Source organism: Aureimonas endophytica (assembly GCF_014642635.1).
Lineage (GTDB): Bacteria > Pseudomonadota > Alphaproteobacteria > Rhizobiales > Rhizobiaceae > Plantimonas > Plantimonas endophytica.
In genome coordinates, this window is sequence record NZ_BMIQ01000015.1 from 1 (window position 1) to 25267 (window position 25267).

Annotated in this window: 33 protein-coding genes and 1 pseudogene; 22 read left to right on the forward strand and 12 right to left on the reverse strand. The window is 63.4% G+C overall.

The genetic code is table 11. From position 1 onward, the window contains the following. Positions 1-150: 150 nt before the first annotated feature. From IEY14_RS25050 to IEY14_RS25065, 5 genes are all read right to left on the reverse strand, one after another. Complete coding sequence (locus IEY14_RS25050; protein WP_188913485.1) at positions 151-549, reverse strand: hypothetical protein; 399 nt, start codon at positions 547-549, stop codon at positions 151-153. Continuing rightward, positions 546-926, reverse strand: coding sequence for a hypothetical protein (locus IEY14_RS25055; RefSeq protein ID WP_188913487.1), 381 nt, complete (start codon positions 924-926; stop codon positions 546-548). The genes IEY14_RS25050 and IEY14_RS25055 overlap by 4 nt, the downstream gene beginning before the upstream one ends. After that, a complete protein-coding gene (locus tag IEY14_RS25060; protein ID WP_188913489.1) occupies positions 926-1183 on the reverse strand; it encodes a hypothetical protein in 258 nt (85 codons plus the stop codon). Before IEY14_RS25060 ends, IEY14_RS25055 begins: the two co-directional genes overlap by 1 nt. Positions 1184-1267: 84 nt before the next feature. After that, the gene (locus tag IEY14_RS26225) at positions 1268-1399 is read right to left on the reverse strand and encodes a hypothetical protein (RefSeq protein WP_280515067.1); all 132 of its coding nucleotides are present in this window, start codon (positions 1397-1399) and stop codon (positions 1268-1270) included. Between the two features lie 39 nt (positions 1400-1438). Continuing rightward, positions 1439-1636, reverse strand: coding sequence for a hypothetical protein (locus IEY14_RS25065; RefSeq protein ID WP_188913491.1), 198 nt, complete (start codon positions 1634-1636; stop codon positions 1439-1441). Positions 1637-1720: 84 nt separating this feature from the next. Between IEY14_RS25065 and IEY14_RS25070 the strand changes: the two genes are divergently transcribed. Together IEY14_RS25070 and IEY14_RS26355 are read left to right on the forward strand one after the other, a co-directional pair. Next, on the forward strand, positions 1721-1966 hold the full coding sequence (locus IEY14_RS25070) for a helix-turn-helix domain-containing protein (RefSeq protein ID WP_188913493.1): 246 nt from the start codon (positions 1721-1723) through the stop codon (positions 1964-1966). A gap of 88 nt (positions 1967-2054) precedes the next feature. Next, the gene (locus IEY14_RS26355) at positions 2055-2495 is read left to right on the forward strand and encodes a type II toxin-antitoxin system PemK/MazF family toxin (protein ID WP_188913495.1); all 441 of its coding nucleotides are present in this window, start codon (positions 2055-2057) and stop codon (positions 2493-2495) included. A gap of 235 nt (positions 2496-2730) precedes the next feature. Here the strand turns inward: IEY14_RS26355 and IEY14_RS25080 are convergent, their stop codons facing one another. Continuing rightward, positions 2731-3045, reverse strand: coding sequence for a hypothetical protein (locus tag IEY14_RS25080; RefSeq protein WP_188913497.1), 315 nt, complete (start codon positions 3043-3045; stop codon positions 2731-2733). 156 nt (positions 3046-3201) lie between these two features. Here IEY14_RS25080 and IEY14_RS25085 point away from each other — a divergent pair, with 156 nt between their 5' ends. From IEY14_RS25085 to IEY14_RS25110, 6 genes are read left to right on the forward strand one after another with little or no spacing between them, the layout of a single operon-like run. Further along, the gene (locus IEY14_RS25085) at positions 3202-3471 is read left to right on the forward strand and encodes a hypothetical protein (protein WP_188913499.1); all 270 of its coding nucleotides are present in this window, start codon (positions 3202-3204) and stop codon (positions 3469-3471) included. Continuing rightward, on the forward strand, positions 3468-3644 hold the full coding sequence (locus tag IEY14_RS25090; protein WP_188913501.1) for a hypothetical protein: 177 nt from the start codon (positions 3468-3470) through the stop codon (positions 3642-3644). The genes IEY14_RS25085 and IEY14_RS25090 overlap by 4 nt, the downstream gene beginning before the upstream one ends. 1 nt (position 3645) lies before the next feature. Then, positions 3646-5964 carry an ATP-binding protein gene (locus IEY14_RS25095; protein WP_188913503.1) on the forward strand — a complete coding sequence of 773 codons (2319 nt, stop codon included), beginning with the start codon at positions 3646-3648 and terminating at the stop codon, positions 5962-5964. Beyond that, positions 5961-6329 (forward strand): hypothetical protein, encoded by a 369-nt coding sequence (locus IEY14_RS25100; protein WP_188913505.1) that lies wholly within the window; start codon positions 5961-5963, stop codon positions 6327-6329. Before IEY14_RS25095 ends, IEY14_RS25100 begins: the two co-directional genes overlap by 4 nt. After that, positions 6326-6868, forward strand: coding sequence for a single-stranded DNA-binding protein (gene ssb / locus IEY14_RS25105; protein ID WP_188913507.1), 543 nt, complete (start codon positions 6326-6328; stop codon positions 6866-6868). The genes IEY14_RS25100 and ssb overlap by 4 nt, the downstream gene beginning before the upstream one ends. Positions 6869-6878: 10 nt before the next feature. Beyond that, the gene (locus IEY14_RS25110; RefSeq protein WP_188913509.1) at positions 6879-7136 is read left to right on the forward strand and encodes a helix-turn-helix transcriptional regulator; all 258 of its coding nucleotides are present in this window, start codon (positions 6879-6881) and stop codon (positions 7134-7136) included. Between the two features lie 1237 nt (positions 7137-8373). On the opposite strand, the gene IEY14_RS25120 is transcribed toward IEY14_RS25110, so the two are convergent. Next, positions 8374-8616 carry a hypothetical protein gene (locus IEY14_RS25120; protein ID WP_188913513.1) on the reverse strand — a complete coding sequence of 81 codons (243 nt, stop codon included), beginning with the start codon at positions 8614-8616 and terminating at the stop codon, positions 8374-8376. An 11-nt stretch (positions 8617-8627) separates the two neighbouring features. Continuing rightward, positions 8628-9629, reverse strand: a complete 1002-nt coding sequence (locus tag IEY14_RS25125; RefSeq protein WP_188913515.1) for a site-specific integrase — start codon at positions 9627-9629, stop codon at positions 8628-8630. 254 nt (positions 9630-9883) lie between these two features. On the opposite strand from IEY14_RS25125, the gene IEY14_RS26360 reads away from it, so the two are divergent. From IEY14_RS26360 to IEY14_RS25150, 7 genes are all read left to right on the forward strand, one after another. Further along, entirely contained in the window at positions 9884-10114 is a 231-nt protein-coding gene (locus IEY14_RS26360) for a Rap1a/Tai family immunity protein (RefSeq protein WP_373289056.1), read from the forward strand. Further along, positions 10111-10752: an AAA family ATPase gene (locus IEY14_RS25130; protein WP_188913517.1), complete on the forward strand. Its 642-nt coding sequence runs from the start codon at positions 10111-10113 to the stop codon at positions 10750-10752. Before IEY14_RS26360 ends, IEY14_RS25130 begins: the two co-directional genes overlap by 4 nt. After that, positions 10749-11045 carry a hypothetical protein gene (locus tag IEY14_RS25135; protein WP_188913519.1) on the forward strand — a complete coding sequence of 99 codons (297 nt, stop codon included), beginning with the start codon at positions 10749-10751 and terminating at the stop codon, positions 11043-11045. The genes IEY14_RS25130 and IEY14_RS25135 overlap by 4 nt, the downstream gene beginning before the upstream one ends. Next, complete coding sequence (locus IEY14_RS25790; RefSeq protein ID WP_210318586.1) at positions 11045-11629, forward strand: hypothetical protein; 585 nt, start codon at positions 11045-11047, stop codon at positions 11627-11629. The genes IEY14_RS25135 and IEY14_RS25790 overlap by 1 nt, the downstream gene beginning before the upstream one ends. Before the next feature lie 173 nt (positions 11630-11802). Continuing rightward, the gene (locus IEY14_RS25140; protein WP_244639675.1) at positions 11803-11955 is read left to right on the forward strand and encodes a ribbon-helix-helix protein, CopG family; all 153 of its coding nucleotides are present in this window, start codon (positions 11803-11805) and stop codon (positions 11953-11955) included. A 184-nt stretch (positions 11956-12139) separates the two neighbouring features. Beyond that, positions 12140-12925 (forward strand): helix-turn-helix domain-containing protein, encoded by a 786-nt coding sequence (locus IEY14_RS25145; RefSeq protein WP_244639676.1) that lies wholly within the window; start codon positions 12140-12142, stop codon positions 12923-12925. Positions 12926-13013: 88 nt separating this feature from the next. Beyond that, a complete protein-coding gene (locus IEY14_RS25150) occupies positions 13014-13478 on the forward strand; it encodes a hypothetical protein (protein WP_188913522.1) in 465 nt (154 codons plus the stop codon). 130 nt (positions 13479-13608) lie between these two features. Here IEY14_RS25150 and IEY14_RS25155 read toward each other — a convergent pair whose 3' ends face one another. After that, positions 13609-14610 (reverse strand): bifunctional DNA primase/polymerase, encoded by a 1002-nt coding sequence (locus tag IEY14_RS25155; RefSeq protein WP_188913524.1) that lies wholly within the window; start codon positions 14608-14610, stop codon positions 13609-13611. Positions 14611-14992: 382 nt separating this feature from the next. On the opposite strand from IEY14_RS25155, the gene IEY14_RS25160 reads away from it, so the two are divergent. The 6 genes from IEY14_RS25160 to IEY14_RS25185 all read left to right on the forward strand — a co-directional run bounded on the left by IEY14_RS25160 (position 14993) and on the right by IEY14_RS25185 (position 21766). Beyond that, entirely contained in the window at positions 14993-15160 is a 168-nt protein-coding gene (locus IEY14_RS25160) for a ribbon-helix-helix protein, CopG family (RefSeq protein WP_188913526.1), read from the forward strand. After that, the gene (locus tag IEY14_RS25165) at positions 15160-16413 is read left to right on the forward strand and encodes a M15 family metallopeptidase (RefSeq protein ID WP_188913528.1); all 1254 of its coding nucleotides are present in this window, start codon (positions 15160-15162) and stop codon (positions 16411-16413) included. The genes IEY14_RS25160 and IEY14_RS25165 overlap by 1 nt, the downstream gene beginning before the upstream one ends. Positions 16414-16416: 3 nt before the next feature. Then, entirely contained in the window at positions 16417-17661 is a 1245-nt protein-coding gene (locus tag IEY14_RS25170; protein WP_188913530.1) for a hypothetical protein, read from the forward strand. After that, positions 17661-20702 carry a hypothetical protein gene (locus IEY14_RS25175; RefSeq protein ID WP_188913531.1) on the forward strand — a complete coding sequence of 1014 codons (3042 nt, stop codon included), beginning with the start codon at positions 17661-17663 and terminating at the stop codon, positions 20700-20702. The genes IEY14_RS25170 and IEY14_RS25175 overlap by 1 nt, the downstream gene beginning before the upstream one ends. Next, positions 20699-21199 carry a hypothetical protein gene (locus IEY14_RS25180; RefSeq protein ID WP_188913533.1) on the forward strand — a complete coding sequence of 167 codons (501 nt, stop codon included), beginning with the start codon at positions 20699-20701 and terminating at the stop codon, positions 21197-21199. Before IEY14_RS25175 ends, IEY14_RS25180 begins: the two co-directional genes overlap by 4 nt. 72 nt (positions 21200-21271) lie before the next feature. Continuing rightward, positions 21272-21766: a hypothetical protein gene (locus IEY14_RS25185; protein ID WP_188913536.1), complete on the forward strand. Its 495-nt coding sequence runs from the start codon at positions 21272-21274 to the stop codon at positions 21764-21766. 45 nt (positions 21767-21811) lie between these two features. Here the strand turns inward: IEY14_RS25185 and IEY14_RS25190 are convergent, their stop codons facing one another. Next, positions 21812-22225, reverse strand: a complete 414-nt coding sequence (locus IEY14_RS25190) for a hypothetical protein (protein WP_188913537.1) — start codon at positions 22223-22225, stop codon at positions 21812-21814. A 612-nt stretch (positions 22226-22837) separates the two neighbouring features. Then, positions 22838-23275 carry a response regulator transcription factor gene (locus tag IEY14_RS25200; RefSeq protein ID WP_188913539.1) on the reverse strand — a complete coding sequence of 146 codons (438 nt, stop codon included), beginning with the start codon at positions 23273-23275 and terminating at the stop codon, positions 22838-22840. Positions 23276-23576: 301 nt separating this feature from the next. On the opposite strand from IEY14_RS25200, the gene IEY14_RS25205 reads away from it, so the two are divergent. Continuing rightward, entirely contained in the window at positions 23577-24404 is an 828-nt protein-coding gene (locus IEY14_RS25205) for a flagellin (RefSeq protein ID WP_188913540.1), read from the forward strand. 543 nt (positions 24405-24947) lie between these two features. On the opposite strand, the pseudogene IEY14_RS25210 reads toward IEY14_RS25205, so the two are convergent. After that, a pseudogene (locus IEY14_RS25210) lies at positions 24948-25267 on the reverse strand (hypothetical protein); the annotation flags it as partial.

The window sequence follows — 25267 nt, forward strand, 5'->3', positions numbered from 1 at the left end:
GTCTCCGCCGCCGCGTGGTGATCCGGCCGGCCTCTGGCACGATCCACATGGTGAGCCGATCCAGGGCGCCGACAGTGGCGTCTAGGACGAGCGCCAGCGCCATGACGATGAGAGCCAGGAGGCCGCGCAGGAGGAGCGGGACGGCGGGGATCAATCGAACCTCCCTTTTGAGTTGATCGGCACCGGATGGTCGCCGCGCTCTAAAAGGAAGTCCGCAATCTCGCGACGCCGCTTATTCGAGAACGCTTCCTGCAAGGCTCGTGCGCGGTCGTGCCAAGCTTCCGGCGCATCGTCAGACGGAAGTCCGACCGGCAGAGCGAGGCGCATCACGCCCTGGTCGTCATACAGCCAGAAGCTCGCCCCCAGCGCCTCCATTCCCAGCACGTAGTCTTCGACGCTGATGCTCGGATCGGGAGGCGGGATCGTCTCGCTATCTCCGCACCAGACGAGCCCGTTGGCGACGACCGGCACCATCTCTGGCGAGTGCTGGCAAATGCGGCGCGCTTCCCGCATCGCCTCGTAGAAGTCCGACATGGAAAGGCGCATCATGCGGTCCTCCCGTCGAAGTAAGCAGCGGCGGCGGCAATCAGCGAGAACTCGATCCCTCCGGACGAATGCTGGAAAAAGTCGTGCACCAGCTTCACGGCCGCGATGGCGCCAGCTTCCGTGGTCGGCGCCGGAGGGTTGTCGCGCAACTCGTAGAAGAGCTCGTCCAGATGCACGATGTCGGCTTCAGCTTCCTCGTCGGTCTCGTGAGGAGTGGCATTGAAGCGCGCCTCCTCGGCCTCGTAGCGCCGAATGAGATCGAGCAGCGGATCGTAGGGCGCAGCAATGCTGGTAGCCGGCGCCATCATTGCAACGGAGCCAGCGGCAGCGACAGCGCTTACGGATGCAGCCAGGAAGCTGCGGCGAGACGGGCCGGCCATCAGCGTGCCCCCTCAAGAGCGCGTCGGCCAGCGTCTTCCATGACGATCAGAAGCGAAGTGAGCTGTTCGCCTTGCGAAACGGACAGTTGGAGCCTGTCGCCTTCTGGCGTCGAGACGCGCTCCATGTTGTCGCACGCCATCGCGGCAGCGAGCCCCGCGAGACGCGTCAGATTAGCCAGCATCCCCTCGTGATCGGGATTGTAAGGGCTACGGTTCGGCAAGCCTTCGGCGGCAGCCTGAAGCGAGGGCTTCGGCATAGTGGTTCTCCGGGTTGTCAGGGTCAGGTCAGAAGTACGGAACGTTCCGTAGTTGTTGAATTTCGCCGCAAGCTGCGGCGAAAATCACCGGCCGGCGGTGAGCGTCACGGCGTTGTCGATGCGGGCGATGCGGACAGCATCGGAGCCGTGCGCGGCGAGGACATAGAAGGCCGTCAGGAAGATGCCGATGGCGAGAAGGGCGGCGAGGTCACGCATGCTCGTGTCTCCATAGTACGTTGATTGCTAGCAGTATGCTTAGGCGTATGCGGCGCGCACGCGGGCGGCGGCGGCGCGGGCGTTGATCCAGGCCATCCGCAGGACGCGTCCGAACAGGCGGCGGTCAAAGCGGGCGATTTCCATCTGAGCCGCGATCTCGCGGTAGCGGGCCCAAGCGCTCGTCATAACCACTGAACGATTAACCATGTGGATAACCCTTCCTTCGTTCGCCGTCATGGGTTACATTAGCCGTAATGGCGCATACAACAAGCCATAATGGCTAACGCGAGCCAAAATGTCGCGGCGTAGGGTTTATCGATTATGAATTGTGCGCAGTTGAGAGCCGGCCGAGCTTTGGTTCGAATGACCCAGGTAGAGCTTGCGGCGGCGTCCGGCGTGTCACATGCGACCATCAAGCGACTGGAGGCGATGGACGGCGAGCTAGTGGCGAATAGGGCCACCCTGGCGGCTCTTCAACGAGCCCTGGAGGAAGCCGGCGTCGTCTTCATCGCGAAGGGCGACAACGCCGAAGGCGACGAGGGAGTGCGGCTCCGCAGCGCTGGCTAAGTCATTGTTTTCGTACATGACGCAATTTTGCGTCATGGAGATCCCGGAAAGCGCATGGCCTCATGATTGACGGCGCGACTAATAATCCATGCCTCTAACGTATTACCCCTCGGCCGGGGAAATCGTCCTCTGCAACTACGCAACGGGCTTCGTCTCGCCAGAGATGGTGAAGATCAGACCCGTGGTGATCGTATCGCCTCGGCTGCGGCGTCGCGCCGACCTCGTTGCTGTCGTCCCGCTAAGCACGACCCCGCCGAACCCAGCGGAGCCGCACCATTGTGAACTCGTGCTAGCCGTTCCGCTCCCTGCCCCGTTTGATCGGCCGCAGATGTGGGCCAAATGCGATATGGTCGCGACAGTTGCCCTATCCCGACTAGATCGCTTCCGTGATGGGCGCGCGCCAGGCGGCGGCGGCAGAAGGTTCAGGACGGGGAACGTAAGCCCCGCTCAGCTAGTCGAGATCCGCAAGGCGATACTCCATGGCCTCGGCCTCAGTTCGTTGACGGTCCACTTAGAAGCGCCTACATGATCAGTGTTCCCGCTCTGCTTCTGCATCGGGCTTGGAGACTGCCTTTCGCGAGGCAGCGGGCCTTGCGTCGGCGATAACAAGCTTGCAAGGCCGTCGTATTGTGTTCGGGGAGGCTCTGCCGAGAGGTGGGGCCTTTCGCGTTTGTGGAGGTTTATCAGCCCCATGCGAACGCGAGCGGCATTCCGAGAAAATGATTAGCCTTTGGCGCTAGGCTTCCCTAGCTCGGACTTCTCGCTCACGTCCGACGCTCGTCGCGCCAAACCGGTCGCCGGATTGTCTCGATGCGCTCCAGCCGCCGGATGGTGATCGGGTAATCATCCGCTGCGATCGGCGACCAATAGCGGACATGCAGATAGTCGTTGCGGTCGCAGGTCTCGCACCGCATGCGCCGCTCGACACGATCCCCCTCGCAGTCCCCAAGGATCTCAATCAGGTCGGCCGGCAGATAGTGCCGCTTGCCCCGGCAGAGGTTGCACGAGACGGTCGCGATCTGCCCCCAGTCGCGATACTGCGCCAGCGTGGCGCTCCGGTGATACCTGCTTCGGCCCATTCGTCGGAATAGGCCGGAAAATCAAAGGCCCCGCAAGAACGGGCCGTGAACATTTTTGGGGATGCAGAGCCTGTCGGCGGTGGTAGCGGAACCTACATTCTGCTATGCTGCTAGCTACGTTGAATAGCATCTCGCACAATCGCTATGGGGTTCTCAATGCAGCTCCTACAGGCAGAGTTCGGAACGGTTTTCCCGCCTCGCGACGAATACGACGTGCTGGCCTATGACCTCGGCGACGTGTGCCGTGGCTATCGCCGGTTCAGCGCCGACGACCCTATGCCCGGCGAGAACCATGCCGCTGGCTTCCGCTGGGGCTGGCAGAACCGCATGCGCGACTGTCAGCTCGGTGACGACGGCTTTGACGAGATCCGCCATATGGCTCGGCTTCTCCAGTTGATGCCGGAGCCGGCGGAGCGCCGAGCATGAGCGTCGACCCGGTGCAGGAGGCGGCGCAGTGGCTCGCGGGCCTGACGGCTGCCGAGAAGCCCTCGCCGATCATTCCCGAACTGCGGCGGCGGTTCGGCCTATCTGCTCTGGAGGCTTGTCGAGTGACCGCCGCTGCCGGCAAGATGACGACTGCCCCGGAGGCCAAGTTGTAAAATGGACGCTTTCGAACAGCCGTCCGAGGCAAGCCTAAATGCCGATCCAAACCGCCCCGATTTTCAATATGAACGATCGGAGTGGGTCCTATTCCGATCCGTGAACACCCTGCCGCAAAAGGCCGGCGTGCCGGCGACCAAGCTGCGGGCGGTGGTGTTGAAGGAACTCGCCGACAATGCGCTCGATGCAGGCGGCTCGGTACGGGTCGGCGCGCTGGACGGCAGCCATAACCGCTTCTTTGTCGAGGACGACGGCAAAGGCATCGACCCGGATAGGGTCTCGGTCCTATTCTCCATCAACCGCCCCCTGATCTCCTCGAAGCTCTGGCGCCTGCCGACACGCGGTGCGATGGGCAACGGGCTCAGGGTCGTGATGGGCGCGGTCGTCGCCTCTGGCGGTAGCATATCCGTCCAAACGCATGGCCAACATCTACGCCTGATCCCGCAGGATGACGGGAGCACGGTCGTGGAGGCATCGCCCTCGACGGTGACTGTAGGGACCCGGATCGAACTCGAATTCGGGCCGGCGGTGCCATTCGACAGGCATTGCTTGGCCTGGGCTCGGAGCGCGGCCGAGATGGCCTCCGGCAGCTCCTACAATGGAGCGTCGTCGGCATGGTGGTACGACGCCGACGCCTTCTATGAACTCCTCCAGGCGGCTGGCGATCGTCCGGTTAGGGATCTCGTGCAGCAACTGGACGGATGCAGCGGCGCGAAGGCCGGCAAGATCACCCTGGAGTTTCGCCGCCGATCCTGCATTTCCATGTCGCGGCTGGAAGCCGTCGCGCTCCTCCAGGCATCGCGCGATGCCTCGAAGCCCGTTCGGCCTGAACGTCTGATCGCTGACGGCGAAGCGGATGGTGCGCACGGCTACGACTGTCGACGCGGCGAGTTTCAGCACGGCGCCCGCGCGCCTTTGGCGCGTATGCCGTTCGTAGTCGAAGCATGGGCGACGCCGCGCACTGATCGGAAAATCGAGATTGAGACGCTGGTGAACCGGACCCCGATCGTTTCGACCGTCCGCGCCTATGTCGAGAAATCGTCCCTCTACCTCTATGGCTGCGGCCTCGAACGCGACATGCAATTCCCTGGCGGCGCGAACGTTCGGCTGAATATCACGGTCCCGCATTGCCCGATCACGAACGACGGCAAGGAACCCGATCTCGGATATTTCGAGGAAACGATAGAGGAGGCCCTACGGCGGGCGATCAAGCGGGCAAGGAAGACCGTCGCCAAGCCGAGCGAGGGCGACAGGCTGACGGCCAAGTCAGTCGTGCTGGCGAACCTCGATGACGCAATCCAGAAGGCCAGCGGCGACGGTCTCTATCGGTTCAACCTTCGCCAGCTTTTCTACGTCGTCCGCCCTGCCGTCATGGCGACGATCGGCTCAGAACTCAGCTATGGCAACTTCGAAGCGATCATCACCGATTATGAAGCGGAGAACGGCGACGTTCCCCGCATGTATCGAGATCCGCGCGGCACGGTCTATCACCCACATACCGGTGAGACGATCCCGCTCGGGACACTTGCAGTCGAGGCTTATGCCCGTCCCGAATGGACGTTCAACAAGGTCCTTTACATCGAGAAGGAGGGGCCGTTCGAAGCCCTGAAGGCGGCTCGCTGGCCGGAGCGACACGACTGCGCTCTGTTGACATCCAAGGGGTTCACGACGCGCGCCGTAAAGGACCTTCTGGACCTTCTGGCCGATGACGGCGAGCCGATAACCGTCTTCTGCATCCACGATGCCGACGCAGCCGGCACGATGATCTACCAGACACTCCAAGAGGAGACGCGCGCCCGCCCGAACCGTCGAGCGGTCGAGGTCATAAACCTCGGTCTTGAGCCATGGGAGGCGCTGTCTCTCGGGTTGGAGGTCGAAGCCGTAGACGTGAAGAAGGGCGGGAAGGCTGTTGCCCGATATGTCACCGAGCGCGACGACGGAGAGAAATGGCAGGCCTGGTTGCGATCCTATCGCGTCGAACTCAACGCCATGACGACCCCGGATTTCATCGCGTGGCTCGACGGGAAGATGTCCGACTATTCTGGCGCGAAGGTCCTGCCGCCGTCTCGCATAATCGAGAGCGAGATGCGCCAGAGGACAGAGCACCATGTGCGCGAGGCCATCGTGCGTAAGGTGCTGGCTGAAGCCGGCATCGAGAACCGCGTCAGAGCCGCGACGGACAGAGCCCCCAAGCCGGACGGCAGTATGCTTCAGCACGATCTCGGCGACTGGCTCGTATCGAACGAGGACCGCCTATGGCGGGAGTTCGTAGACGCCACCGCGCGGCAGGCGGCAGAGGATTTAGGAGAGGCAGAATGAGCGGCCATCAAGCCTTAGGGCGACTGTCAAAGGCTCTTACGGCCGACCCGCACTCAGTGCTCGGCGACCCGCTCGCCGGGTTGAGCAAGGAGGGTCTAGAGCTTTTGTCCCCTCTTCTTGCCCTGAGCGGAGAGTACGGACGGGATCACATGCGCAGGCGAGCCCACGAGCGCCCTTTGCCATGGAGCGACGCAATCTTTGTCGAGGAGATGCGCGAGGCGCTGAGCCTGTTCGAGGTGTCATTGCAAGAGGAGATACCTCCTCGGTTCTTCGTCGGCCCTATGGTGGAGCGAATGGGGGCTCAGATGCTCATCGCATTCGGAGATGAGAAGAACGCGATCGATGTGAAAGGCAAAGGCGAATGAGCGGCAGCGTGAATAAGGTGATCCTCGTCGGCAACCTCGGCGCCGATCCCGAGGTGCGGCGTCTCCAGTCCGGCGACGCGGTGGTGAACATGCGGATCGCCACCTCGGAAAGCTGGCGCGACAAAGATAGCGGCGAGCGGCGCGATAGGACCGAGTGGCACAACGTCGTCATTTTCAACGACGGGCTCGCCAAGGTCGCAGAGCAGTACTTGAAGAAAGGATCGACGGTCTACGTCGAAGGCCAGTTGCAGACCCGCTCCTGGGAGGACCAGAGCGGCCAGAAGCGCTATTCGACAGAGATCGTCCTTCAGAAGTTCCGGGGCGAACTCCAGATGCTCGGCGATAGGCCGGCGGGTGGCGGGCGCGACGCCGATCGCCAGGACGCGCAGCGCGGCGACGAGCGGGAAAGCCAGCGTGATAGCTCTGCATCACGCTCAAGCCGTGGCTCGCGCGATAGCTACGGATCGCAGAAGGGGCGTTCTGCCGTGCCCGACGAGCGGCAGCGCCAGTACGACTTAGACGACGAGGTTCCGTTCTGAGGGCATGGCCATGAGCATCACGACCTATCGCATTACGGACGGGCGCCAGGTGCGCGCGGTGCGGGCCATGCTGGGCATGACGCAAGCCGAGCTGGGGCAGGCGGCCGGCGTCCACCGCATGAGCATCAACAATGCGGAGAAGCGCCAACGCTTGCCGCCGCGCTCCTGGGCGGCCGAACAGGTGGCGAAGTACGGGGCTGAAAACGGGATCGTTGCCGATGTCGTGGACGGCGTTCCGGTGGTTCGCGTCCAGTCGCCGGCCGCTTGAATAATAGACAGGTTCGGCACGAGATTTCGTATAATCGGAGGCAAGAGTGATATGGGCGGCATGGGTAGCGGTAGATCCGGCGGCCGGCCAACCGTGCAAAGCGGGTTGACGCTCGATGTCTCCAAGCTTTTACGCGATCGGTGCTTTCAGCCAGGCCGAAGCACCAAGGGGCGGCTCCAGTGGACGTATTCACATTCTGACGCATCGCTTGCGCAAATGGCCTACGTGTCAGTCATGGGCGAGGAACGCGGCCGGGCGATCCTGTTCTATTCGACAACCGACTATTGGACTGGCGAGCCGCGAAACGTGGAATGCGCTGTCGATCTCGACACGACCTCGCAGCCGTTCGGCGGCCGGCGCTGGTGGTTTCGATGCCCTCAGACAGGCCGGCGCGTCCGCAAGCTACATATGCCCGCGGGCAGTCTGAGGTTTGCCTCGCGGCAGGCGCATCGCCTCGCTTATCCATCGCAGCGACAATCGCCTCGGGATCGCGCGACGAACCGGGCATTCAGGCTGCGGCATCGCCTTGGCGACTATGAAGGCGGTGTTGGCGATCCACTGCCTAAGCCGAAGTGGATGCGATGGGCGACCTATGAGCGTGAAGTCGAACGCGTCTATGAGGCAGACGCGATATGCGATGCCTACCTTGCTGGGCTCGTAGAACGCTTCCTAGGTGCTCGCCTGGGGGCGAACCATGCGGATTGATGATGGCAGACAGGTGAAGGCCGCTCGCGCCATCTTGGGCATCACGGCTCGCGATCTCGCCAGGGAGGCGGGCCTTTGCAAGAATAGCGTCCTCGCGATCGAAGCCCGAACCCGCATTCGGCGGCGCATGTTCGATAGAAATTCCGGGGTGGCTCGGGTGGAACAGGCTATCGAGCGTCTAGGCGTCTTCTGCGAGATGCAGGACGGCCGGCCAATCGTGCGCTTTGCCACAACGCCGATCCCACCGAAGTACCGCAGGAAGCCTCAGCCTGCGGATTGATGGGCCTGGGGATGATTTATTAGACATCATCACGCGCGCGAGCATGAGGGAACCTGAGACCGCAGCGCAGGGGAACGGTGGACCGCAGGACGGTTTATTTCACCCAGTATAGGGCGGTGCGGTGATAGGAGCCGAATAGGCCAGAAGCACAGTAATCCGACCAGTACGCGCGGGCGCGCGCGAGGGGTAGTCAGCTTCGTAAGCCCCGGCGACCAATAGGTTTTCGGAGGTAGCCATAAGGTGGCGGCGATGTCAGCCGCCCCCGGACCAAGTACCTTCAGCGAACATGCGCTCGATGCGCTCTTGAACCAAAGCAGCGGTTTTCATCGAAGGCGGGTTGGCAAGCACTTCGGCCAGAGGCTTGCGCCATTCATCGCCGGGCTGGTCTTCGTTTTCGTAGCGGACCCACAACGAGCCGTCTTCGTCCTGCTCAAGATACCACCACGCATCCCGGCGGCTGGACATATGGTTGCCTAGGACAGTGCTATTCTTCATGGCCGATCCTCCTACAGAAAGCTGTCGCCTGCGTGGTTCTTGTAGCGGTCGCTTCTGCGAATGTACGTCCTCACGGTGCGCGGGTCACGGTGCCGTGTCTGGTCCATGATGCGGTTGATGTCCGCGCCGCGATCGGCGGCAGTCGTGACGAACCCGGCCCGGAGCGAATGCCCGGAGAAGTCAGCGACAACGAGGCCGGCCGCATCGGCATATCGCTTCACTACGAGCGCGACTGACTGAGCCGTCAGACGGCCGGCGCGGGCTCTATCGTCCTTCGTCACGCCTACGAATAGCGGCCCCTTCTCGATGTCGGCAGCGGCAATCCAGTCCTGCACGGCGGCGACGGGCTTCAGGAATGTACCGGACGGGATCGCGATGGTAGCGCCCTCGCCCTCCTGGTCGGTCTTCGACTTTCGAATGGTGGCGTCCATGCCGGCGGCGGTGAAGGTCAGATCCTCGATGTTCAGTTCCACGAGCTCGGAGCGACGGAACGCGCCAGCGAAGCCGAGAAGGATGAGCGCACGATCCCGCTTGCCCTGGAGCGTGTCGCGGGAGACGTGCGCCAGGATCACGGCGATTGCCTCGGCCGTCGCGGGAGCCTTCTGCTTCTGAGCCGAGCCGATGGTGCGGCGGATACCCTTCATGACGGATGACACGATCTCGTCAGCGGTCGGCAGGGGCAGGCCCGCAGCTTTGTGCGTGAAGCGGATCGCGGCGGCCTTGCGATTGATGGTCGACGCCTTGCGGCCTGCCTCCGCCTCGTAGGCGAGGAAGTCGGCGACGGTATGCGACGAGGCGGGCAAGGCCTTCCGGCTATTCCAGAGGCACCAGTCGCGGAAGGATTGCATGTCGGCCTTATAAGCGCGCAGGGTCGCGGGCGACTTCGAAGCCCTGGCGAACTCGCGGGCGGTATCGGAGAGGACCGGCACGACGCCGGCCGCAAGGGCATCCGGTTCGTTGGCTACGGCGATAGCTTGCGGCTTCGCTATGCTGAGGGCAATGTCGCGCTTCATGGTGCTAATCGTAGCTAGTGAGAATGACGCTTATCGATAGTTACCCTGCCTTAGTGCTAGCAGGATAGCAAGAGGTATCGCTCGCGTAGTGCCGAACGAGCCCGACAGCTTGCCGCAAGCGTGCTGTGTTGCCTGATTGCTGTGATAGGAGAACGGACTTGTGTGTTCGGATACTACTGCTTCCAGCGGTCGTCGGCCTCTTCCTGGGGATCGTAGATGCTGCCGCTGCCTCTCGTTTCGGAACGACGGAGTTCATGGCCGCTTGTGAGGCCGATGAAGAGAGGTGCTGGGCTTATATTGTAGGCTTCATGGACGGGTACGGCGACGCGCGAGGGGGCGTCAAAATCTGTGTCCCAAAGTCGGTCACGATCGATCGTGTAAAGAAGGCGTTCGAACGGCAGGCAAAGGCCATCCCCGATATCGCGGAATATTCGGTCAATTCGGCTGTCGCAACTGCCTTAATGACTGAGTACCCCTGCAAATGAGGACGATAGCTTTCGCCTCGCGGAAGGGCGGCGCCGGCAAGTCCACCCTCGCCGCTCACCTCTCGACACTGGCGGACGCCGAGGCCTTCCCTGCGGTCCTCATCGATATCGACCCGCAAGGCTCGCTCACCTTCTGGCATTCGCTGCGGTCGGCCGAGACGCCCGTGCTCGTGACGACGACGGCGAAGGATCTGCCGCGCATCATGAAGGACGCCGAGGCCGACGAGGTGAAGTGGTGTTTCATCGACGGCCCGCCGCACGACAGCGAGGCCATCGCCGCGATGATGCGCGCTGCCGACCTGACGATTATTCCGACGCGGCCGAGCGCCTTTGACCTGGCTGCCGTCTCGGCGACGCTCGACATGGTGAAGGCCGTCCGCAAGCCGCACCTCGCGGTCATCAATGCCGCGCCCGCGCCGCGTGGTTTCGGCGAGCCGACCGTCACGGCGGAGGCGAGGGGCGTCCTATCGGAGATGGGTGCGACCGTATGGCCGGGCGCGATCGTCCAGAGGGCCGCGCTGGCGCACGCGATTGCCGGCGGAATGTCGGTCGGCGAGCTGGAGCCCGAGGGCGCCGCCGATCGCGAGATGAAGAGGCTATGGCGCGACGTGCGCGAGACGCTGGAGAATACGAAATGAAACGCCCCGGCCTCGGAAACCTTGGGAAGCACCTCGCTTCGAAGCCTGAAGCGGCAGAGCCGGAGCCGGTAGAGGAGATCGCGGCGGAGCCCCGCGCCAAGGGCAAGCGCGGTTCGCAGCCGGATGGTAGAAAGGGCGTGCTTCTCCGCCTGAGCCCCGAAGCGTGGCTGGCGCTGAAGCAACTCGCGGCCGAGGAGACGCTACGGCGCGGCGAGATATTCACGATGCAGTCGGCGCTAGAGGAGGCGCTGAACGACTATTTCAGGAAGCACAAGCGACCGGCTATCGCCTGATGGAACCAGCGGCCGTCGACCTCAGCTTTTGGGCAATCGCAAAAGTAGTTCTATCCGCAGGCGTTGTGTCTGCGGTCGTGACCGTCGCTCTCAACTGGGCAAACGAAGTTCGCAAAGAACGTAGGTCAGCCTCCTTCCTCGCGCTCCAGGTCGCGACGCTCCTAGAGAACTACGCTGCCAACTGCGCTGACAAATTGAGGTCGCATGCGCTGGCCTACGATACGGTTGGGCATGCCGGGCAATGGATGGCAGGCATACCGCCCTTGGATGCGTTCCCGAGTGACGAGGGCGCTTGGAAGTATTTAGAGCCAGGGTTATGTGAGCGGTGCTTTGGGCTACGGGCCAACCTACGAGCCTCAGAACGCGACCTTCACGAGATATACGAGTTTGATGAAGAGCGCGGCGCGGACTTACACGCCAATTTAGTACGGAAGAATGCGCTTGATGCGATAACGCTGGGGCGTGATCTGCGGAGTAAGTACGGGTATCCCCAGTTCAGCCATTACGAGGCCATCAAAGATACGCTGGACTATGCGATCCGGGGTTTCCCAGACCCCCGACCAAACCGCGAAATCAGCGGCTGAGCCTTGCGTGAAGCTGCCGACCGGCGCCCGATAGCCCATAGCCATTCGCCAGGATCTCGCCTACGGTCCGCACTAGGTCAATAAGCCGGCGTGGTGCTATGCCTAAGCCTTCTGGGAATGCCGAGACACGAGCGCGTCGCCGCGCCGTTGGCATGCGGTCTCTCGAAGCCGTCATGCACGAGAACGATATCGCCCTACTGGATAGCTTGAAGGCGCGCATGGGCGTGGCCTCGCGATCCGAAGTCCTCCGCGTCCTGATCGCTAAGACGGACCCGGCAACAGTCACCCCGGCCGACGCTGCCGTGCTCGCCGAGCACGCCGCCTAATGCCGGCCACCACCATCAATTCGGAGACGCCATAGGCAAAGAAAAAGGCCCCGAAGCGGGAGCCGCCGGAGCCTCATTCTGGTGCGTTTGGTCACCGCCAGATTTAGCCTCCTCCGATCTCATCGTCAAATGAAAACGCGGCTTTCCGCCACGGCCTCGCTTTGTCTCGCGCAAGGTAGGACCGATGACGGCAGAACGATACCGCATGCCCGTGGGCATGGCGGCGCTGGCGCTTGTCCGCTCCCCCGTTTCAGGGAGTGGGCAGGCAGGGGAGGCGCATGACCTATTCGAAGTGGCGCCGGCCGGCGCGCCTCACCCTGACTTCGCAGCTCGGGCCGCCATCTGGCGCGACCAAGCGGCTGGCCTGATCTCGGTCGCCGAGGCGCAGCGCAGATCCGCGAATGTCGGCCGCGCGGTGGAGCGGCGCGCCAAATCGGAAACGGTTTCCGTTCCACGCCATGCCCGGCCGGCGCCTAGCGCCAGTCGCCAGTATGCCAACGCGATGGCGACCACGGCCGCCCGCGACGACAGGCTCGTGCCGCAGGCTAAGGCCTTGCTCCAAGTGCTCCGGGCTCGATGCGGGAAGGGCAGGGAGACGGCGACGACGAAGACGACGCTCGCCGCGATCATGTCGCGATCGGCACGCTCCATCGGACGATACCTGCGGGACCTGGAGCGCTTCGGCTATATCCGCACGTCCATCCGCGCCACGGCGCGGGGGCTGCATACCGGGCTCGTCATTGCGATCTCGGATGCCGTCGCCCCGTTCTTCGAACAGCCCGGCGCCCTCGCCGCATGGCTCGCCGAGAAGCCTATCGCCCTCGATACGGCCTTCACGGGCCGCGCCGTCTCCGGGTTTCAGGGTAGGACACGACTGTCGCCCAAAAACCAAACCCCAAATATCTCCATTCTACGAGACATCCGAAATCGCTTCGGAGGGAAGCCGAGGCCGGTTCCAGACACCGTGTAGCAACCGCTAGGAGTTGCTAGGACTTCATTTCTGCCCTATATCTAGCAAGCGCTACGATTTCCTAGCGCAGGCTTGGGGGAAGTGTGCCGTGGTCGAGCATGGGCAAATTAATCTCCGCGTCCCCGATGACGCGAAGGATACCTTGAAAGGCGTCGCCGACAAGATCCGGCGGGATAGCGGCTTCCTGGCGCGCCTGAAGCGCTTCATGGACGAGGATGACGGCGAGCGGTCGGCATTCCTAGCAGAGCGTATGGATCGCTTGGAAAGGCGGGTCGCTGATCTGGAGACGGCCAGGGGCGGTACGGCGCCGGCCCCGCATGCCAGTGCCCTGCCTCGCCAGGAGAATATGTTCGATCCGCCTGAAGGCGACGCGGATAGCAGCGGGACCGCATGGGCGACGGGCGAGGGTCGAGGCCGCCGGCTTACCCCTGCCGGTAAGGCCGAGATGCAGCGCCGCATTGCCGCCGGGGAGCGCGACAACGAGATCGCCGCCGCTCTCGGCGTCCGTCCGAATTCGGTGGTCCAGGCTCGCAAGGCTTCGGCTGCCGGATAGTTTTGGGCGAGGCCCGCGTCGAATTCCAGGCGGGCCGCTCGCTATTCCTGTGATCGCCCAGCCGATTTCGAGATCGCCGCCTGCCTCCAGGTAGAGGAGGAGAGGAAGAAGATAGGAGGGGTGTATGTTTCTATTGGTGTACACTTTCGTACCCCTTACGCAGCCAGCGATATTTGGGGGGATCCTTCGGGCCTCGGCCGCCTCGATGAGTGCACTCGATCTGACCGAATTCGGCCAGACGATCGCGAGCGGCCCGCCAGCGCGGCAATCTCCATCCCATATCGGCGGCCATGGCGTTTGCGAGGAAGAATTCCTCTCGCTGCCAATTGCGCATGTGCAGGATCACGAAAAGTGCGAGCGCATCTGGATCGCTTGCGGCAAGCTTAGCCACGATGTCATGCGGGACCTGGACGAACCGGCCGCGTCCGAACCTGTTCCGGCCCTCCCGCTCGGCTCTCCAGGCGGACGCCGCAACCCGTAGCACTTCGGCGTTAGGCAAGGGGATGCTGAAATTCTCGTCGGAATAGGCGGAAGCGAAGGACACCAGTTCCTCTTCACTCCCGCAATCGCCAGCCGCCCGCATGCATGCCTCATAGAGGTCGCGGTTCCGAGTGCCGATCTCGGTCTTCGGCTTAGACGTAGAAGGGGCTTCCGTCCGTCGCCGCATGGGCGGGAGCGACTTCAAATCATCCAAGTTGCCTTGGATCATTCGATATCGCCCTTTGGCGCCAAGAGACGGCGCGCCAACCACGTATCCGTCACCGAGGATGTCGATCGGCCGATTGGGGTCAGGACGGATCGAACGTCCCTCGCCGCTGTTGCGATACCAAACTTGATGGTTGCCCGATCCCGATTGGATGATGATCGGGCTATCGCCAAATTCGCTAATGGCGTCAGCGAGAACCCGCTCGTCCGGCGTATCAACATCAAGGACCGTGAAGCCGTTGGCTTTGACATTGATGCCGAAGGCGTTGCAGTCAGTGAATTTCTCAGCGAGCTTTCGAGAGCCGGGGCGACCGATGTTCTGCCATCGCTTGATAGCTGGCCGCTTGTCCTTGCCGTCGATGTAGACCGGGAACGTTGCGATACCGCGCTCCGCGTACTGCGGCTGCCATTCAGAAAAGATCCCCACGCTCCCCGCTCCGAATAGGAGCCGGGGGACAACGCAGGGTCTTGCAACGAGCGCTAGCGAACGCTATCTCTGTTGTGTCCCAAGCCTGCATATGCCCTGCCCGGCATTTGAACGATTGACGAGCCCCGCCCTGCCTAGGCGGGGTTTCGTCGTTTAAGATGCTCCTTGGACCCGCATCATTCAAGTTCAGACGAAAGAGGAACGCAGGCGATGCTCTGCGCTCGTGGCGGGTGGCGGATAGTATCCGGGGGCGGAATACCCACGACATCTAGGGCAAATCCTCGATTTTCTGTCGTCTTTGACGTGTTGAACCGCCCCGAGAGGTAGCCAACGGGGCGATAATGCCATAAGTTGTAAGACATTGAAATCGAGGAGATTTCCGATGCTCCGACTGGTGGAAACCCTGACGTTCCGTGCCCCCTCCGGCACCTGTGTTGCTCTCGAAGAGGCGGCTAAGGCTGAAGGCAAGAGCGCATCCGAACTCGCCCGCGAGGCTATTCGTGATCGGATCGCGCGTCGCCTGTCCCCCGACGAGCCGCAGGCCGCCTAATGTCGGACTTCTTCAGCTCTTACGCCACTGGCGGCGCCACCCGCCCTGACAGCTTCACCGGAATGAACACCGGCTTTTCGTCGGCGTTGCAGTCAATGATTTCGGCCGCGCCAGCCAACATCCAGAGCGGCTTGCAGATCACCTCTGGCTATCGGTCCCCAGCCCGTCAGGCGCAGATCTACAGCGATGCGGTGGCGAAGTACGGATCTCCGCAGGCCGCGCGCGCTTGGGCCGCTCCGCCCGGCAAATCGCAGCACAACAAGGGCTTCGCGGCCGATCTCAAGTACGCCTCCGACGAGGCAAAATCGTGGGTGCGCGACAACGCGCCGAAGTACGGCCTGTCGTTCCCGCTGTCGAACGAGCCGTGGCATATCGAGCTTGCGTCTGCGCGACAGAAGGCGGTCCAGCCGAAGGCCGTCATTGCGGGGCCGCTTGACGAACAAGGCGCAATCCGGGCGGCGAGCCCGCTTGCCGGCCGCTCCCGTATGCCGGGCGCAACCCGCGCGGCGACATTGACGGGTCTTGGCATGCCGTCCGTACCTGCGGCTCCGGCGCAACCCGGCCTGCTCGACGCGGGCGGGTTCCTCGATCGCAACAAGGGTGCGGCGCTGGGCACGTTGCTCGGCACGGCGGCGCTTGGCCCAGCCGGCGGTCTCATAGGTGGTCTCCTTGGGGACCAGTTCTCCGAGATGTCCAAGGGCCGCGTGTCGACGCAGGCCAAGGCCGCCTTCGATCAGGGATGGGACGGCTTCTCCGCTCAGCCTGGGCCGTCCGGCTACACCACGGAAGGACGGCTGCCGAGCATTCCCGCCGCGCCAGCACAGCCGGGGGTTCTCAGCCAAGGCGGTTGGATGGATCGCAATAGCGGCATGATGCTCGGCGGCCTCCTCGGCACGGCGGCGCTCGGTCCTCTCGGCGGCCTTCTCGGCGGCATTGCCGGCAACGCTCTCAGCGAGGGGTCGAAAGGCTCCATGTCAAATGCCGCCTCGGCTGCGATGAATGCCGGCTGGGATGGGTTCAGCGGCATGAGCGGGGCTCAGATGCAGGCGGCGCAGAGCGCCGGCACGGGCGGCGGGTCGTCCGGCGGCTTACTCGGCTCCATCGGCTCCTTCTTGGGCGGCATGTTCGGCGGCGCTTCATCCTCGTCCGGCGGATGGGGGCAGGGGAATAACAGCGGCTACAACGGCGGCGTGTCCGCGAACCTTGGGCGCTCGGGAGGCGGTGGCGTCTCTGACGGCGGCAGAAAGAAGTAGGTCATGGCGGGTCTCGGTCTTCTCGGTCTTCTTGGCCTCCCGACGAATGGCACACGCGCCGCGATGAATGCGGGTTGGGATGGGTTCGGTCCGATCGATGCGAACCAGGCGGCAGCCGCGCAGAGCGCTCCGAACTCCGGCTTGGGCGGCCTCCTCAGTTCGGTCGGCGGCGCGCTCAGCGATGTGCGGCAGCAGAACCCGGAACTGCTCATGGCGATCGGCCAGGGCCTCATGTCCGGCGACATGCCAACGGCATTCGCGGAGGCCGGTCAGGCGCGCCGGCAGCGGCTTCGGGACGATCGCCAGGTGGCGCTACAGCGCGAGGGCTGGAACCGCGACGATGCCCGCTTCGATAAGCGACTGGCGCAGGATCAGAGCCAATTCGATGCGGGACAAACGTTGCAGCGCGACCGCATGGCGCAGGACCAAGCTCAGTTCGGACAGACGTTCGGCCTTCAGAAAGGCGAGCTCGACCTTCGCCTTGGTAAGGCCGCACAGGAGCGGCAGGCCAGAAACGCAACGGCGGATTGGCTCGAAAGTGCCGGGGGCAATGCCCAAGAGGTCGCGATGGCTCGGTCTGGCAACGGCGCCGACGCTTTCAAGATGTTCCAGAACCGCACGAACCCGCAGCCGGAACTGCAATCAACCTTCGACAGCCAGGGGCGTGAGCAGCGTGGCTACTTCCGAGGCGGGGATTTCGTCCCGGTCGGCGGATCGAAAGCGCCGTCAGCCAGCGGCAGCGGGCTCCCCTCCGGCTTTATGGTGGACCCGAACAACCCCAGCCGGCTGACGCCTATCCCCGGCGGTCCTGGCGAGCAGATCTCCGGCGAGTTGGCGGCGCGTCTCGGGTTGGCGGATAGCTTCCTTGAGCGGGCTCCTGGGCTGCGTCAGAAGCTCGCGAACGGCGATGCTACAGGTCCGATTGACCGCTTCGCCTCGAATTTTTCCGGCTCTTCTCAGGCGCAGCTCTATCAGGATCTCCAGAGCGGGACGGACGCCTTGATGCGCATGTTGACCGGCGCGGGCATGAACGAGACGGAAGCGCGATCCTACGCTCAACGGTATCTGCCGACCGACACCGACACGGCCGACAGTGCCGCCGGCAAGCTGGATCGTCTCGTCACTGAACTGAACAGCGTCAAGGCGACGGCAATGCGCGGACGCGGCGGGACTGGCGGCAGCGCTCCGGGCGCCGGGTCGACGGGCGGCGGCACCCTCTCCAACGGTATGAAGTGGAGCGTGAAGTAATGGCGACGCTGACGATTGGAGATCGCGAAGTCACGGTCGATGACGGCTTTCTCAGGCTGTCGCCGGCCGAGCAGGGGCGTGCGGTCGAAGAGATCGCCGGTCAGCTCGGCATGCGGGCCGGTCGCCAGAACGCGGCCAGTTCGGCCGCCCCGAACGATACCAGCGGGAGCCAGGGCGCGCCGTATGGCGGCTTGGCACTGAACTCGACGGCGGGCGGCAACGAGGCCCTGTACGGTCTCGCCGGCCTGCCGGTGGATCTCACGCGCGGTGCGATGAACCTCGGCATTCGCGGCTACAACGCCGCCACCGGATCGGACGTGGCGCCGATCCCCGAGAACTCGTTCGGCGGATCGCGATACATCGCCGAGACGCTGGGCCAGCTTGCCCCGGTCCTCGATCCGCAGAATACCGAAGATCGAACGGCAGAGGAGCGCATTGCCCGTGGTGCCGGGCAGGGCGCAGCCGGCGCATTGGCTCCGGAGCTTGCGGCCCGACTTCTCCTCGAAAAGGGCATTGCGTCTGCCTCGCCAGCCATCGAGCAGGCCGCCGGCCGCATCTTCGGCCAATCGGCATCGGCTGGGCAGGCGGCGGCCAACACTGTGATCGGAGCAGCCGGCGGCGCGGGCGGTGTTGCGGCATCGGACGCGGCCCCGGAGCCGCTGAAGCCGATCGCCAGTCTCCTCGGTGGCCTCGCCGCAGGCGCAGGCGGTGCTGGCCTCCTCGGCGTGCCCATGCTGGCGAAGGAGGGCTTGCAGCTCGCCCGCAATGCCGCCGAGCCGCTGACGCAGGCCGGCCGCGAGCGCCTTGCCGCCGATCGGCTTCGGGCCTCGGCGACCGATATCCAGGCTGTGCGCGACAACCTCGACCAGGGTGCGACGGAGCTCGTCCCCGGTTCGCAGCCGACGACGTTCCAGATGAGCGGCGACATGGGTCTCGGCGGCCTGGAGCGCGGCGCGGCGGCACGTCGACCCGAGCTCTTCAACCAGCGCCGGGCCGACCAGAATGCTGCGCAGGTGAACGCGATCGGCGGGCTCCAGTCGAACGGTGCGCCGGAAGCGGTCGTGTCCGCGATCCGAAAGCGTATGAACGAGATCGACGCGGACGCTGATACGGCCATCGCTCAAGCGCAGGGAAGCGCCAGGACGAGCGCCGAGCGTGTCGGGCAGGGTCAGGCGCCGGAACAGGCTGGCGCCGCTCTGCGGGCTTCTCTGGAGGCGGCGAGGGGCGTGGCGAAGGATCGGGAGCGCGCCTTGTGGAGGGCCGTCGATCCTGACGGGACGCTCGCGCTCGCGCCCGCCGGCTTGAAGCGCGAGGCCGAGACCATCACGACCGGCCGGACGCAATCCGCCAAGCCGCCCTCCGGTGAGGAAGCTGCCATCCTCGATGTCGTGAAGGGCTATGGCGACGTGGTGCCGCTCCGCGAACTGACGGATCTGTCGTCTCGCCTGAAGACCGAGATGCGGGCCGAGCGTATGGCGAACGGCGAAAGCCCGGCCTATGCCCGGATGTCGCGCCTGTCCTCGGCCATCCATGCCGATCTTGACGGCGCGGTCGCCGGCAAGGTTCAACAGGAGGCGCAGGCGGTCGCCGCCGGGCAGATGAGCATCGACCAGACGATGTTCGCGAACTTGAGGCGGGAACAAGAGGGCTGGCTTGCAGGACGGCAATCGACAGCGCGGATTGCGAACGGTGGAAGCGATCCTGTCGGATATGGAGCCGGCCGACAGGATGCCTTTTCTCGCCCATCTGGAGCAGAAGGCCAAACGAGAGGCCGATTTGGCGCTGCTCCGCGCGATCCGCGACTACCGAGCAATGATCTCCAGCCCAGCTTCGACGCCGCCGCAAACGAACGACTGACGGCGGCGCGGCAGGCGACGGCGGATCGGATCGCCACCTTCGACAATCCGACGCTCCGGCCCCTCCGCCAGCGCGCCGGCACGAATGCTCCCTACGCCGTGCCGGATAGCGCGGTGCCGGGGCGCCTGTTCACGGGCTCGCCGCAGAGCTTCGAAGCGATCCAGACGTTCCGGCAGGCGGTGGGCGATGGCCCGGCGCTCGATGCCCTTGGCCCCTATGTCGTCGACCGGGCTCGCAAGGCCGCGCTTCGTGACGACGGCACCTTCGATCCGAACCGCCTCGCATCCTGGCGCCGTCTGCACTCCGACGCGCTCCGGGCCTTCCCCGAGCTCGATGCTCGCCTTGCCGATGCCGGCACCGCCGCCGATACGCTGGCGCAGGTGACACGCATGCAGAGCAAGGCGCGTGAGGAGGCGGCCAAGGGAGTGCTCGCCCGCCTGATCGGCCTGGATGATCCGAGCGACGTGACGCGCACGATCGGCGCCGTCTTCAACCGTCAGGACGCAGCCAATCAGATGCTCCGCCTGCGCTCGGCGATCGGCAAGAGCGAGGAAGCCTCGCAGGGTCTTCGCAAAGCCATCGTCGACCACATCCGGGCTAGGTTCGTCGGCAATACGGAAAGCGGCACCTCAGGCCTCGGCACGGTAAAGTCGGACGGCTTCCAGACCTTCATTCGCCAGAACGCTCCCGCCCTCCGCGCGGCGGGCTTCTCGGACGACGAGGTGCGGACCATGGGCCGCGTCGCTGCGGATCTTCAGCGCGCGAACCGGTCTATTGCCTCGGTGAAGCTGCCTGGAGGCAGCAATACGGTGCAGGACATGCTCGCGGTCGGCCGGCAGGGCGAGACCCCGACGCTTCTGTCTCGCGTCCTGATGAACATCCCGGCGGCGGCCGGCGGTGCTGGCGGCTTCTTCCTCGGCGGCCCGTTGACGGCTGCGGCCGGCGCGATCGGCGCGAAGACCGTCGCCGACATGCGCCGGGCCGGCATTGAGACCGTTGAGGATCTTGTCGCCGACGCCCTTCTCAACCCGCAGCGGGCCAAGCTTCTCCTCGCGACGCCCTCGCGCAAGACGGAGCGAGCGACGTGGGAACTCCTCGGCCAGTACTACCGCCGGGCCGCCACGGTCGGCGCCGGCACGGGCATGGCGAACGAGGATCGGCGGCAAGCGGCAGGAGCACGATGATGGACCCTATCGGACTGATCGTCGGCGAGACGCCAGAGCCGACGCTGATCGGCTACGGCATCGCTGCCGAGCTCGTCGCCTCCTGGGTGCTGGCGCGGCCAGGCGTCGTGTCGTTCTATTCGCTGCTCGGGCGGTACAGCACCATGAACTCGGCCGGCTCCGGCCGACCGGATGCCGAATGCGAGGCGCATCTCGCCGAGATCGCCGGCCAGCCAGACGGGGATGGCGCAGACGCGATCCTCCACCGCTATGACAAGCTGATAGACCATGCCACCGAACTCACCCACTGCGGCTTCGGAGACCATGGCATCGAGACGGCGCAGTGGCTCGAAAACCACCTCGCGATCGGCGGCCTCTACGTGCTGTCCGTCTGCGACAGAGCCGGTGTCCCGCGAGATGCGGCGCACCTGATGGCCGACCTATTCCGCGACATCATGCGCGAGCGGGCCGAGACGATCGTCGCCACGATGCACGATGCGCCACAGCGATTGCAGTGAATTGGATAGCCCCGCTTCCCTGGCGCCCTCGGCTGGTGCAACCGTAGCGGTGACAGGGAGAGGGAGGGACCAATGCGTCGCCTAATGGTGCTAGCCGCCGTTTCAGTGCTCGGCGTCGTGTCGGCGCGAGCCGGAGATTTCGTCGGCGCGTTCGATAACTACTCGGTGAAGGTGGACCGCTCCAAAGCTGCGGCGCCGCGCTATCAAGGCGAGGATGCATGGGCGAGCGGATTTCGGACCCGGATCAAGAATGGGCTGGCCGGAGGCGTGAATTTCGGCGGGCGTTATTCCATGGTCGAGATCGGGTGCGGCACGAGTTGCCGGACGGCTCTTGCGGTCGACAGGAAGACCGGGGACATCATCCGCTTCCCGAGAGGCGGCGAGGACCATTACAGCCTTCAACTCCTCTACCGCGCGGATAGCCGGCTCGTGCAGGCCACATGGGCCGACATGGATAAGAACCAGTGCGTGCTGGAGTTCTTCGAAGCGAAGGCTGGCAGGTTCGACCGTGTGAACGAGTTCAGAACCGCCCGCCCGGCTGACGACTACTATTGCGAGGCGAACTAGAGCTGCCATATCGGAAACTGTTTCCGATATGGGTCTCCAGTGAGATCACCGGCCTTTGCCCTCGTCGTCAACACGTCGCGCGTAGGCTTGCCGCTTCTTAACCCTCAGCTTGGCAGCGAGAGCGTCGAGGCGCCGAGAAGCTTGATGGTTCTCCGCCGCTGCTGAGGCGGAGCGTCTTCTCGAAACGTTCGCGGTTTCCCGCTGAGGATCAGATTTTAGTGGCTCGATTGGAGCGAGATAATCTCGCAGGGCCTCAATCGTGTATGCCCTCCGGGTTCCACGACGGGTGTTCTCGATCTTACCGCTTACCGCTTCCCTTCGCAGCGTAGTCGTTGAAATCCCGATGACCCGGGCAGCGTCCGGCTCCGATATCAAGGCGCCCTTGGTGAAAGCCTCTTGTAGCGCCTTTTCAAGGCTTGGAGGCAGATCGGTCGGTTGCAACGAGGTTTCCTTCTCCATTGCTTCACGTCATCCCCGATCCGAATAGCCATTCGGTTTAGTGCGGCTTCGCGGTCCTCTAAGCGATGCCAGCTCTCTCACGTCCAGTCGCTTGGCGCGTGGAGGCTTCTGCGGCGAGAGCAAGGCGTCCGGCAGCGTGTTAGGCGGAATAGGCTGGGCCTGTCTGCCTTCGTATTGCTCGACTGTCTTGATTGAGACGCGGAAAATCTTTCCTCCCATCCGCATGGCTGGAAGTTCACCCGTAGCCATCATGCGGCGGACATGCCTGATCGAGCATTCCCATCGCTTAGCCACGTCTTCCGGCTTGAGGAAGGCTTGTGCGCTCTGCGGCTCTACGTGCTCCACGGTACGCGTCGTCTCGACATCGGCAGCATAGTTTGAGGTTTGCGGCCCTGCCGCACCCATGTCCAGACACGTGGAAATCGCCTCAGGCGTATGGCGAAGGGTGATCCGCCCATCAGGGTGAATTTCGGTCCGGTAGATTTCCAGGCCAGCCGCTCGAGCTGCTTTCACTGCGCGGACGTAATCAGTTTGTCGGAATGCGGGGTGTTCTCGCGCCATTGCTCCAGCCTACAGATAGATCGGCGCAGCCTTTGAGTTCATCGATGAGCATCACATCTGCCCCGATCGTGCAGACCTCTCTAGATCATAGCGCTTCCTACGCACGGAGACGGAGCTGATATTGATGCCGATGCGTCGAGATATCTGCTTATCGCTCAGGCCGCGCTCGAAGAGGCGGATAAGCTCCTCCTCACCAAGAGCGGTCAGCTTCTTGCCTGCCCCGGAGCCTGAGATCCAATCGGGGTTTGGTCCCGAGAATTCTTGACCGCCGCTTTCTTGGATCTCGGCATCGATACCGTCCAGCCGCTTTTCGAACGTATCGAGCCGTTGAAGGACCTGCTCAAGCATTATGGCGATCGAGGGGCGCTGATGCTCTTCGATCATCCGTTTGAGTTGGTTGAGGAAGGAAGGGCTCTCACGAACGAGATCCGCAGTCTGAAGCACGGTTTCCCGAGCCTCGGCTGGGATGCGGATCGTGATCTTCTCCATTTTTGCCCTCAGGACTGCCTATTGAAGTTTCTTCAGGATTAGCTTCGGCGGCTGTTCTGAAGCTGCTCATCCTCTATGGATCAAAGGCTTAGGATAGGAGGACGGTGAATAGATTATGAAGTTGATCGTTCGAATTCTACCCGCGCTGGAAGCCAAGTATAAGCGATAAAATCGAGAGGATTGGCGAAGTCGGCACTTGCATAAAATTGTACTGGTTTCAGTCCAAAGTTATTCTTGGCTCACGACGTACAACATCCCTGCAAGCAACGAAGTGGTTGCTTCACAAAAACGGGGAAATACAATGGTTTCTGTCAACACCTCCAGCACTGGTGTCGCGTCTGCCGCTCTGCGCATGATCAACGCGCAGCTTGCCACCACCCAGAACCGCATCGCCACCGGTTATAAGGTCAACTCCGCTGCCGACAACGCCTCGGTGTGGGCGACGGCCACGAAGATCCGCTCGGACAAGACGGCCTCGGAAGCTCTGAAGAGCTCGATCTCGACCGCCAAGGCCCAGGCGGATGCCGGTTCGGCCGCTCTGGACGAAGTCAGCAAGATCCTCACCGATATGAAGACGCTGACGATCTCGGCCGTTGCCGCCGGCGGTGCGACGGATGCCGATGCGAATAAGATGACCACCCTGGTCAATCAGGCGAAGGCCATCATCAACGGTGCTTCGATCGGCGGTAAGAACGTCCTGCTCGATACCACCAACAACAACGTGTCGGTCAACCTGAACGTCGCCGAGGGCGTGTCGACCAACATGACGGCGTCGATCACCGCGTCCGATGTTCTGAGCGCCAGCAACGCCTCCTTCAAGGATGTTCTGACCAGCTTGGCGAAGGCGGATATCGTTGCCGGCCTGGTGACGAAGATCGACACGGCTCAGACCGAAGTCGGCAAGATCTCCGCGACGCTCACTGGTTTCTCCGCCCAGATGGACAGCTCGCTCAGCTTCATCGACAAGCTGAACGATATCCGCGACACGGCGATCGGCGGCCTCGTCGATGCCGATCTCGAGAAGGAAAGCGCCAAGCTGAACGCTCTCCAGGTCAAGCAGCAGCTCGCTTATCAGGCGCTCTCGATCGGCAACAGCGCGCAGCAGAACATCCTCCGCCTCTTCCAGTAAGAGCAGTAGGCCATCAAAGTTTCGCAAGCTGTCGACCCATGACGCGGTCCCCGTTGCGAACATGATGTTCCCAGCTTGCGGCAACCCTCCGGCGCTCCCCGTGCCGGAGGGTTTTTCATTTTTCCTCTCGCGCTAACGAATTCCAATCGTCGTTGGCAAACTGAAGCTTTCCATTCACCAAACCATTCAAACAAAACTGTTCATCATCTTCGAAGCAGTTTCCTTCATTGCGGGCCGGCATAATTCAACGTCGAAGCCGAGGAAATCGGCATGACGAAAGGGACAAACCCCTTTCACAGGTGAGATGCGGCAAATGTTGAACCAAACCTCGAACAGGAAAACGCCGCCCGGCAGCAACGAGGCGAAGCGGCTGCAACAGCTGGTTCTGCCGGTCTTCACGCCCAGCGAGAAGGCTCAGAGCATCATCACGCTTTTTCGCTGAGCCCGAGATCAACGCTGTCAGTCGAGTAGGCTAGGTGTCCTAGTCGCTTCCAGAGGCGTGGGTTATTGAGGTCAGCCTTTTGGATTAAGGCTGGTGCATCCTCATGGCGTCACCTCCCCTTGCTCCATGTCGTCGGCCGTGCCGATCGCCATCGTATGCGACCAGCCGAGCGACGGTTCGCCGTCCGCGTCGGGCTCTAGATCGGGATCGCCGTCCAAAGCATCGATGATGCGGAGTAGCCGTTCGATCTCGTCGGCGAGCGCGCGGCGCATGGAAGCGCGGATGCGCGGATCGCAGGGGTATGCAGACTTTTCCGCAGACCCCGCGCCGAAGCGGATTTGGACGCTCATGGCTCGCGTCTCCGCCGCCGCGTGGTGATCCGGCCGGCCTCTGGCACGATCCACATGGTGAGCCGATCCAG

Excerpts from the sequence above, each read along its gene's own strand:
- IEY14_RS25050 (WP_188913485.1), bottom strand. The coding sequence starts at position 549 with ATGATGCGCCTTTCCATGTCGGACTTCTACGAGGCGATGCGGGAAGCG.
- IEY14_RS25055 (WP_188913487.1), bottom strand. The coding sequence starts at position 926 with ATGGCCGGCCCGTCTCGCCGCAGCTTCCTGGCTGCATCCGTAAGCGCT.
- IEY14_RS25060 (WP_188913489.1), bottom strand. The coding sequence starts at position 1,183 with ATGCCGAAGCCCTCGCTTCAGGCTGCCGCCGAAGGCTTGCCGAACCGT.
- IEY14_RS26225 (WP_280515067.1), bottom strand. The coding sequence starts at position 1,399 with ATGCGTGACCTCGCCGCCCTTCTCGCCATCGGCATCTTCCTGACGGCC.
- IEY14_RS25065 (WP_188913491.1), bottom strand. The coding sequence starts at position 1,636 with ATGACGGCGAACGAAGGAAGGGTTATCCACATGGTTAATCGTTCAGTG.
- IEY14_RS25070 (WP_188913493.1), top strand. The coding sequence starts at position 1,721 with ATGAATTGTGCGCAGTTGAGAGCCGGCCGAGCTTTGGTTCGAATGACC.
- IEY14_RS26355 (WP_188913495.1), top strand. The coding sequence starts at position 2,055 with ATGCCTCTAACGTATTACCCCTCGGCCGGGGAAATCGTCCTCTGCAAC.
- IEY14_RS25080 (WP_188913497.1), bottom strand. The coding sequence starts at position 3,045 with ATGGGCCGAAGCAGGTATCACCGGAGCGCCACGCTGGCGCAGTATCGC.
- IEY14_RS25085 (WP_188913499.1), top strand. The coding sequence starts at position 3,202 with ATGCAGCTCCTACAGGCAGAGTTCGGAACGGTTTTCCCGCCTCGCGAC.
- IEY14_RS25090 (WP_188913501.1), top strand. The coding sequence starts at position 3,468 with ATGAGCGTCGACCCGGTGCAGGAGGCGGCGCAGTGGCTCGCGGGCCTG.
- IEY14_RS25095 (WP_188913503.1), top strand. The coding sequence starts at position 3,646 with ATGGACGCTTTCGAACAGCCGTCCGAGGCAAGCCTAAATGCCGATCCA.
- IEY14_RS25100 (WP_188913505.1), top strand. The coding sequence starts at position 5,961 with ATGAGCGGCCATCAAGCCTTAGGGCGACTGTCAAAGGCTCTTACGGCC.
- ssb (WP_188913507.1), top strand. The coding sequence starts at position 6,326 with ATGAGCGGCAGCGTGAATAAGGTGATCCTCGTCGGCAACCTCGGCGCC.
- IEY14_RS25110 (WP_188913509.1), top strand. The coding sequence starts at position 6,879 with ATGAGCATCACGACCTATCGCATTACGGACGGGCGCCAGGTGCGCGCG.
- IEY14_RS25120 (WP_188913513.1), bottom strand. The coding sequence starts at position 8,616 with ATGAAGAATAGCACTGTCCTAGGCAACCATATGTCCAGCCGCCGGGAT.
- IEY14_RS25125 (WP_188913515.1), bottom strand. The coding sequence starts at position 9,629 with ATGAAGCGCGACATTGCCCTCAGCATAGCGAAGCCGCAAGCTATCGCC.
- IEY14_RS26360 (WP_373289056.1), top strand. The coding sequence starts at position 9,884 with ATGGCCGCTTGTGAGGCCGATGAAGAGAGGTGCTGGGCTTATATTGTA.
- IEY14_RS25130 (WP_188913517.1), top strand. The coding sequence starts at position 10,111 with ATGAGGACGATAGCTTTCGCCTCGCGGAAGGGCGGCGCCGGCAAGTCC.
- IEY14_RS25135 (WP_188913519.1), top strand. The coding sequence starts at position 10,749 with ATGAAACGCCCCGGCCTCGGAAACCTTGGGAAGCACCTCGCTTCGAAG.
- IEY14_RS25790 (WP_210318586.1), top strand. The coding sequence starts at position 11,045 with ATGGAACCAGCGGCCGTCGACCTCAGCTTTTGGGCAATCGCAAAAGTA.
- IEY14_RS25140 (WP_244639675.1), top strand. The coding sequence starts at position 11,803 with ATGCACGAGAACGATATCGCCCTACTGGATAGCTTGAAGGCGCGCATG.
- IEY14_RS25145 (WP_244639676.1), top strand. The coding sequence starts at position 12,140 with ATGACGGCAGAACGATACCGCATGCCCGTGGGCATGGCGGCGCTGGCG.
- IEY14_RS25160 (WP_188913526.1), top strand. The coding sequence starts at position 14,993 with ATGCTCCGACTGGTGGAAACCCTGACGTTCCGTGCCCCCTCCGGCACC.
- IEY14_RS25165 (WP_188913528.1), top strand. The coding sequence starts at position 15,160 with ATGTCGGACTTCTTCAGCTCTTACGCCACTGGCGGCGCCACCCGCCCT.
- IEY14_RS25170 (WP_188913530.1), top strand. The coding sequence starts at position 16,417 with ATGGCGGGTCTCGGTCTTCTCGGTCTTCTTGGCCTCCCGACGAATGGC.
- IEY14_RS25175 (WP_188913531.1), top strand. The coding sequence starts at position 17,661 with ATGGCGACGCTGACGATTGGAGATCGCGAAGTCACGGTCGATGACGGC.
- IEY14_RS25180 (WP_188913533.1), top strand. The coding sequence starts at position 20,699 with ATGATGGACCCTATCGGACTGATCGTCGGCGAGACGCCAGAGCCGACG.
- IEY14_RS25185 (WP_188913536.1), top strand. The coding sequence starts at position 21,272 with ATGCGTCGCCTAATGGTGCTAGCCGCCGTTTCAGTGCTCGGCGTCGTG.
- IEY14_RS25190 (WP_188913537.1), bottom strand. The coding sequence starts at position 22,225 with ATGGAGAAGGAAACCTCGTTGCAACCGACCGATCTGCCTCCAAGCCTT.
- IEY14_RS25200 (WP_188913539.1), bottom strand. The coding sequence starts at position 23,275 with ATGGAGAAGATCACGATCCGCATCCCAGCCGAGGCTCGGGAAACCGTG.
- IEY14_RS25205 (WP_188913540.1), top strand. The coding sequence starts at position 23,577 with ATGGTTTCTGTCAACACCTCCAGCACTGGTGTCGCGTCTGCCGCTCTG.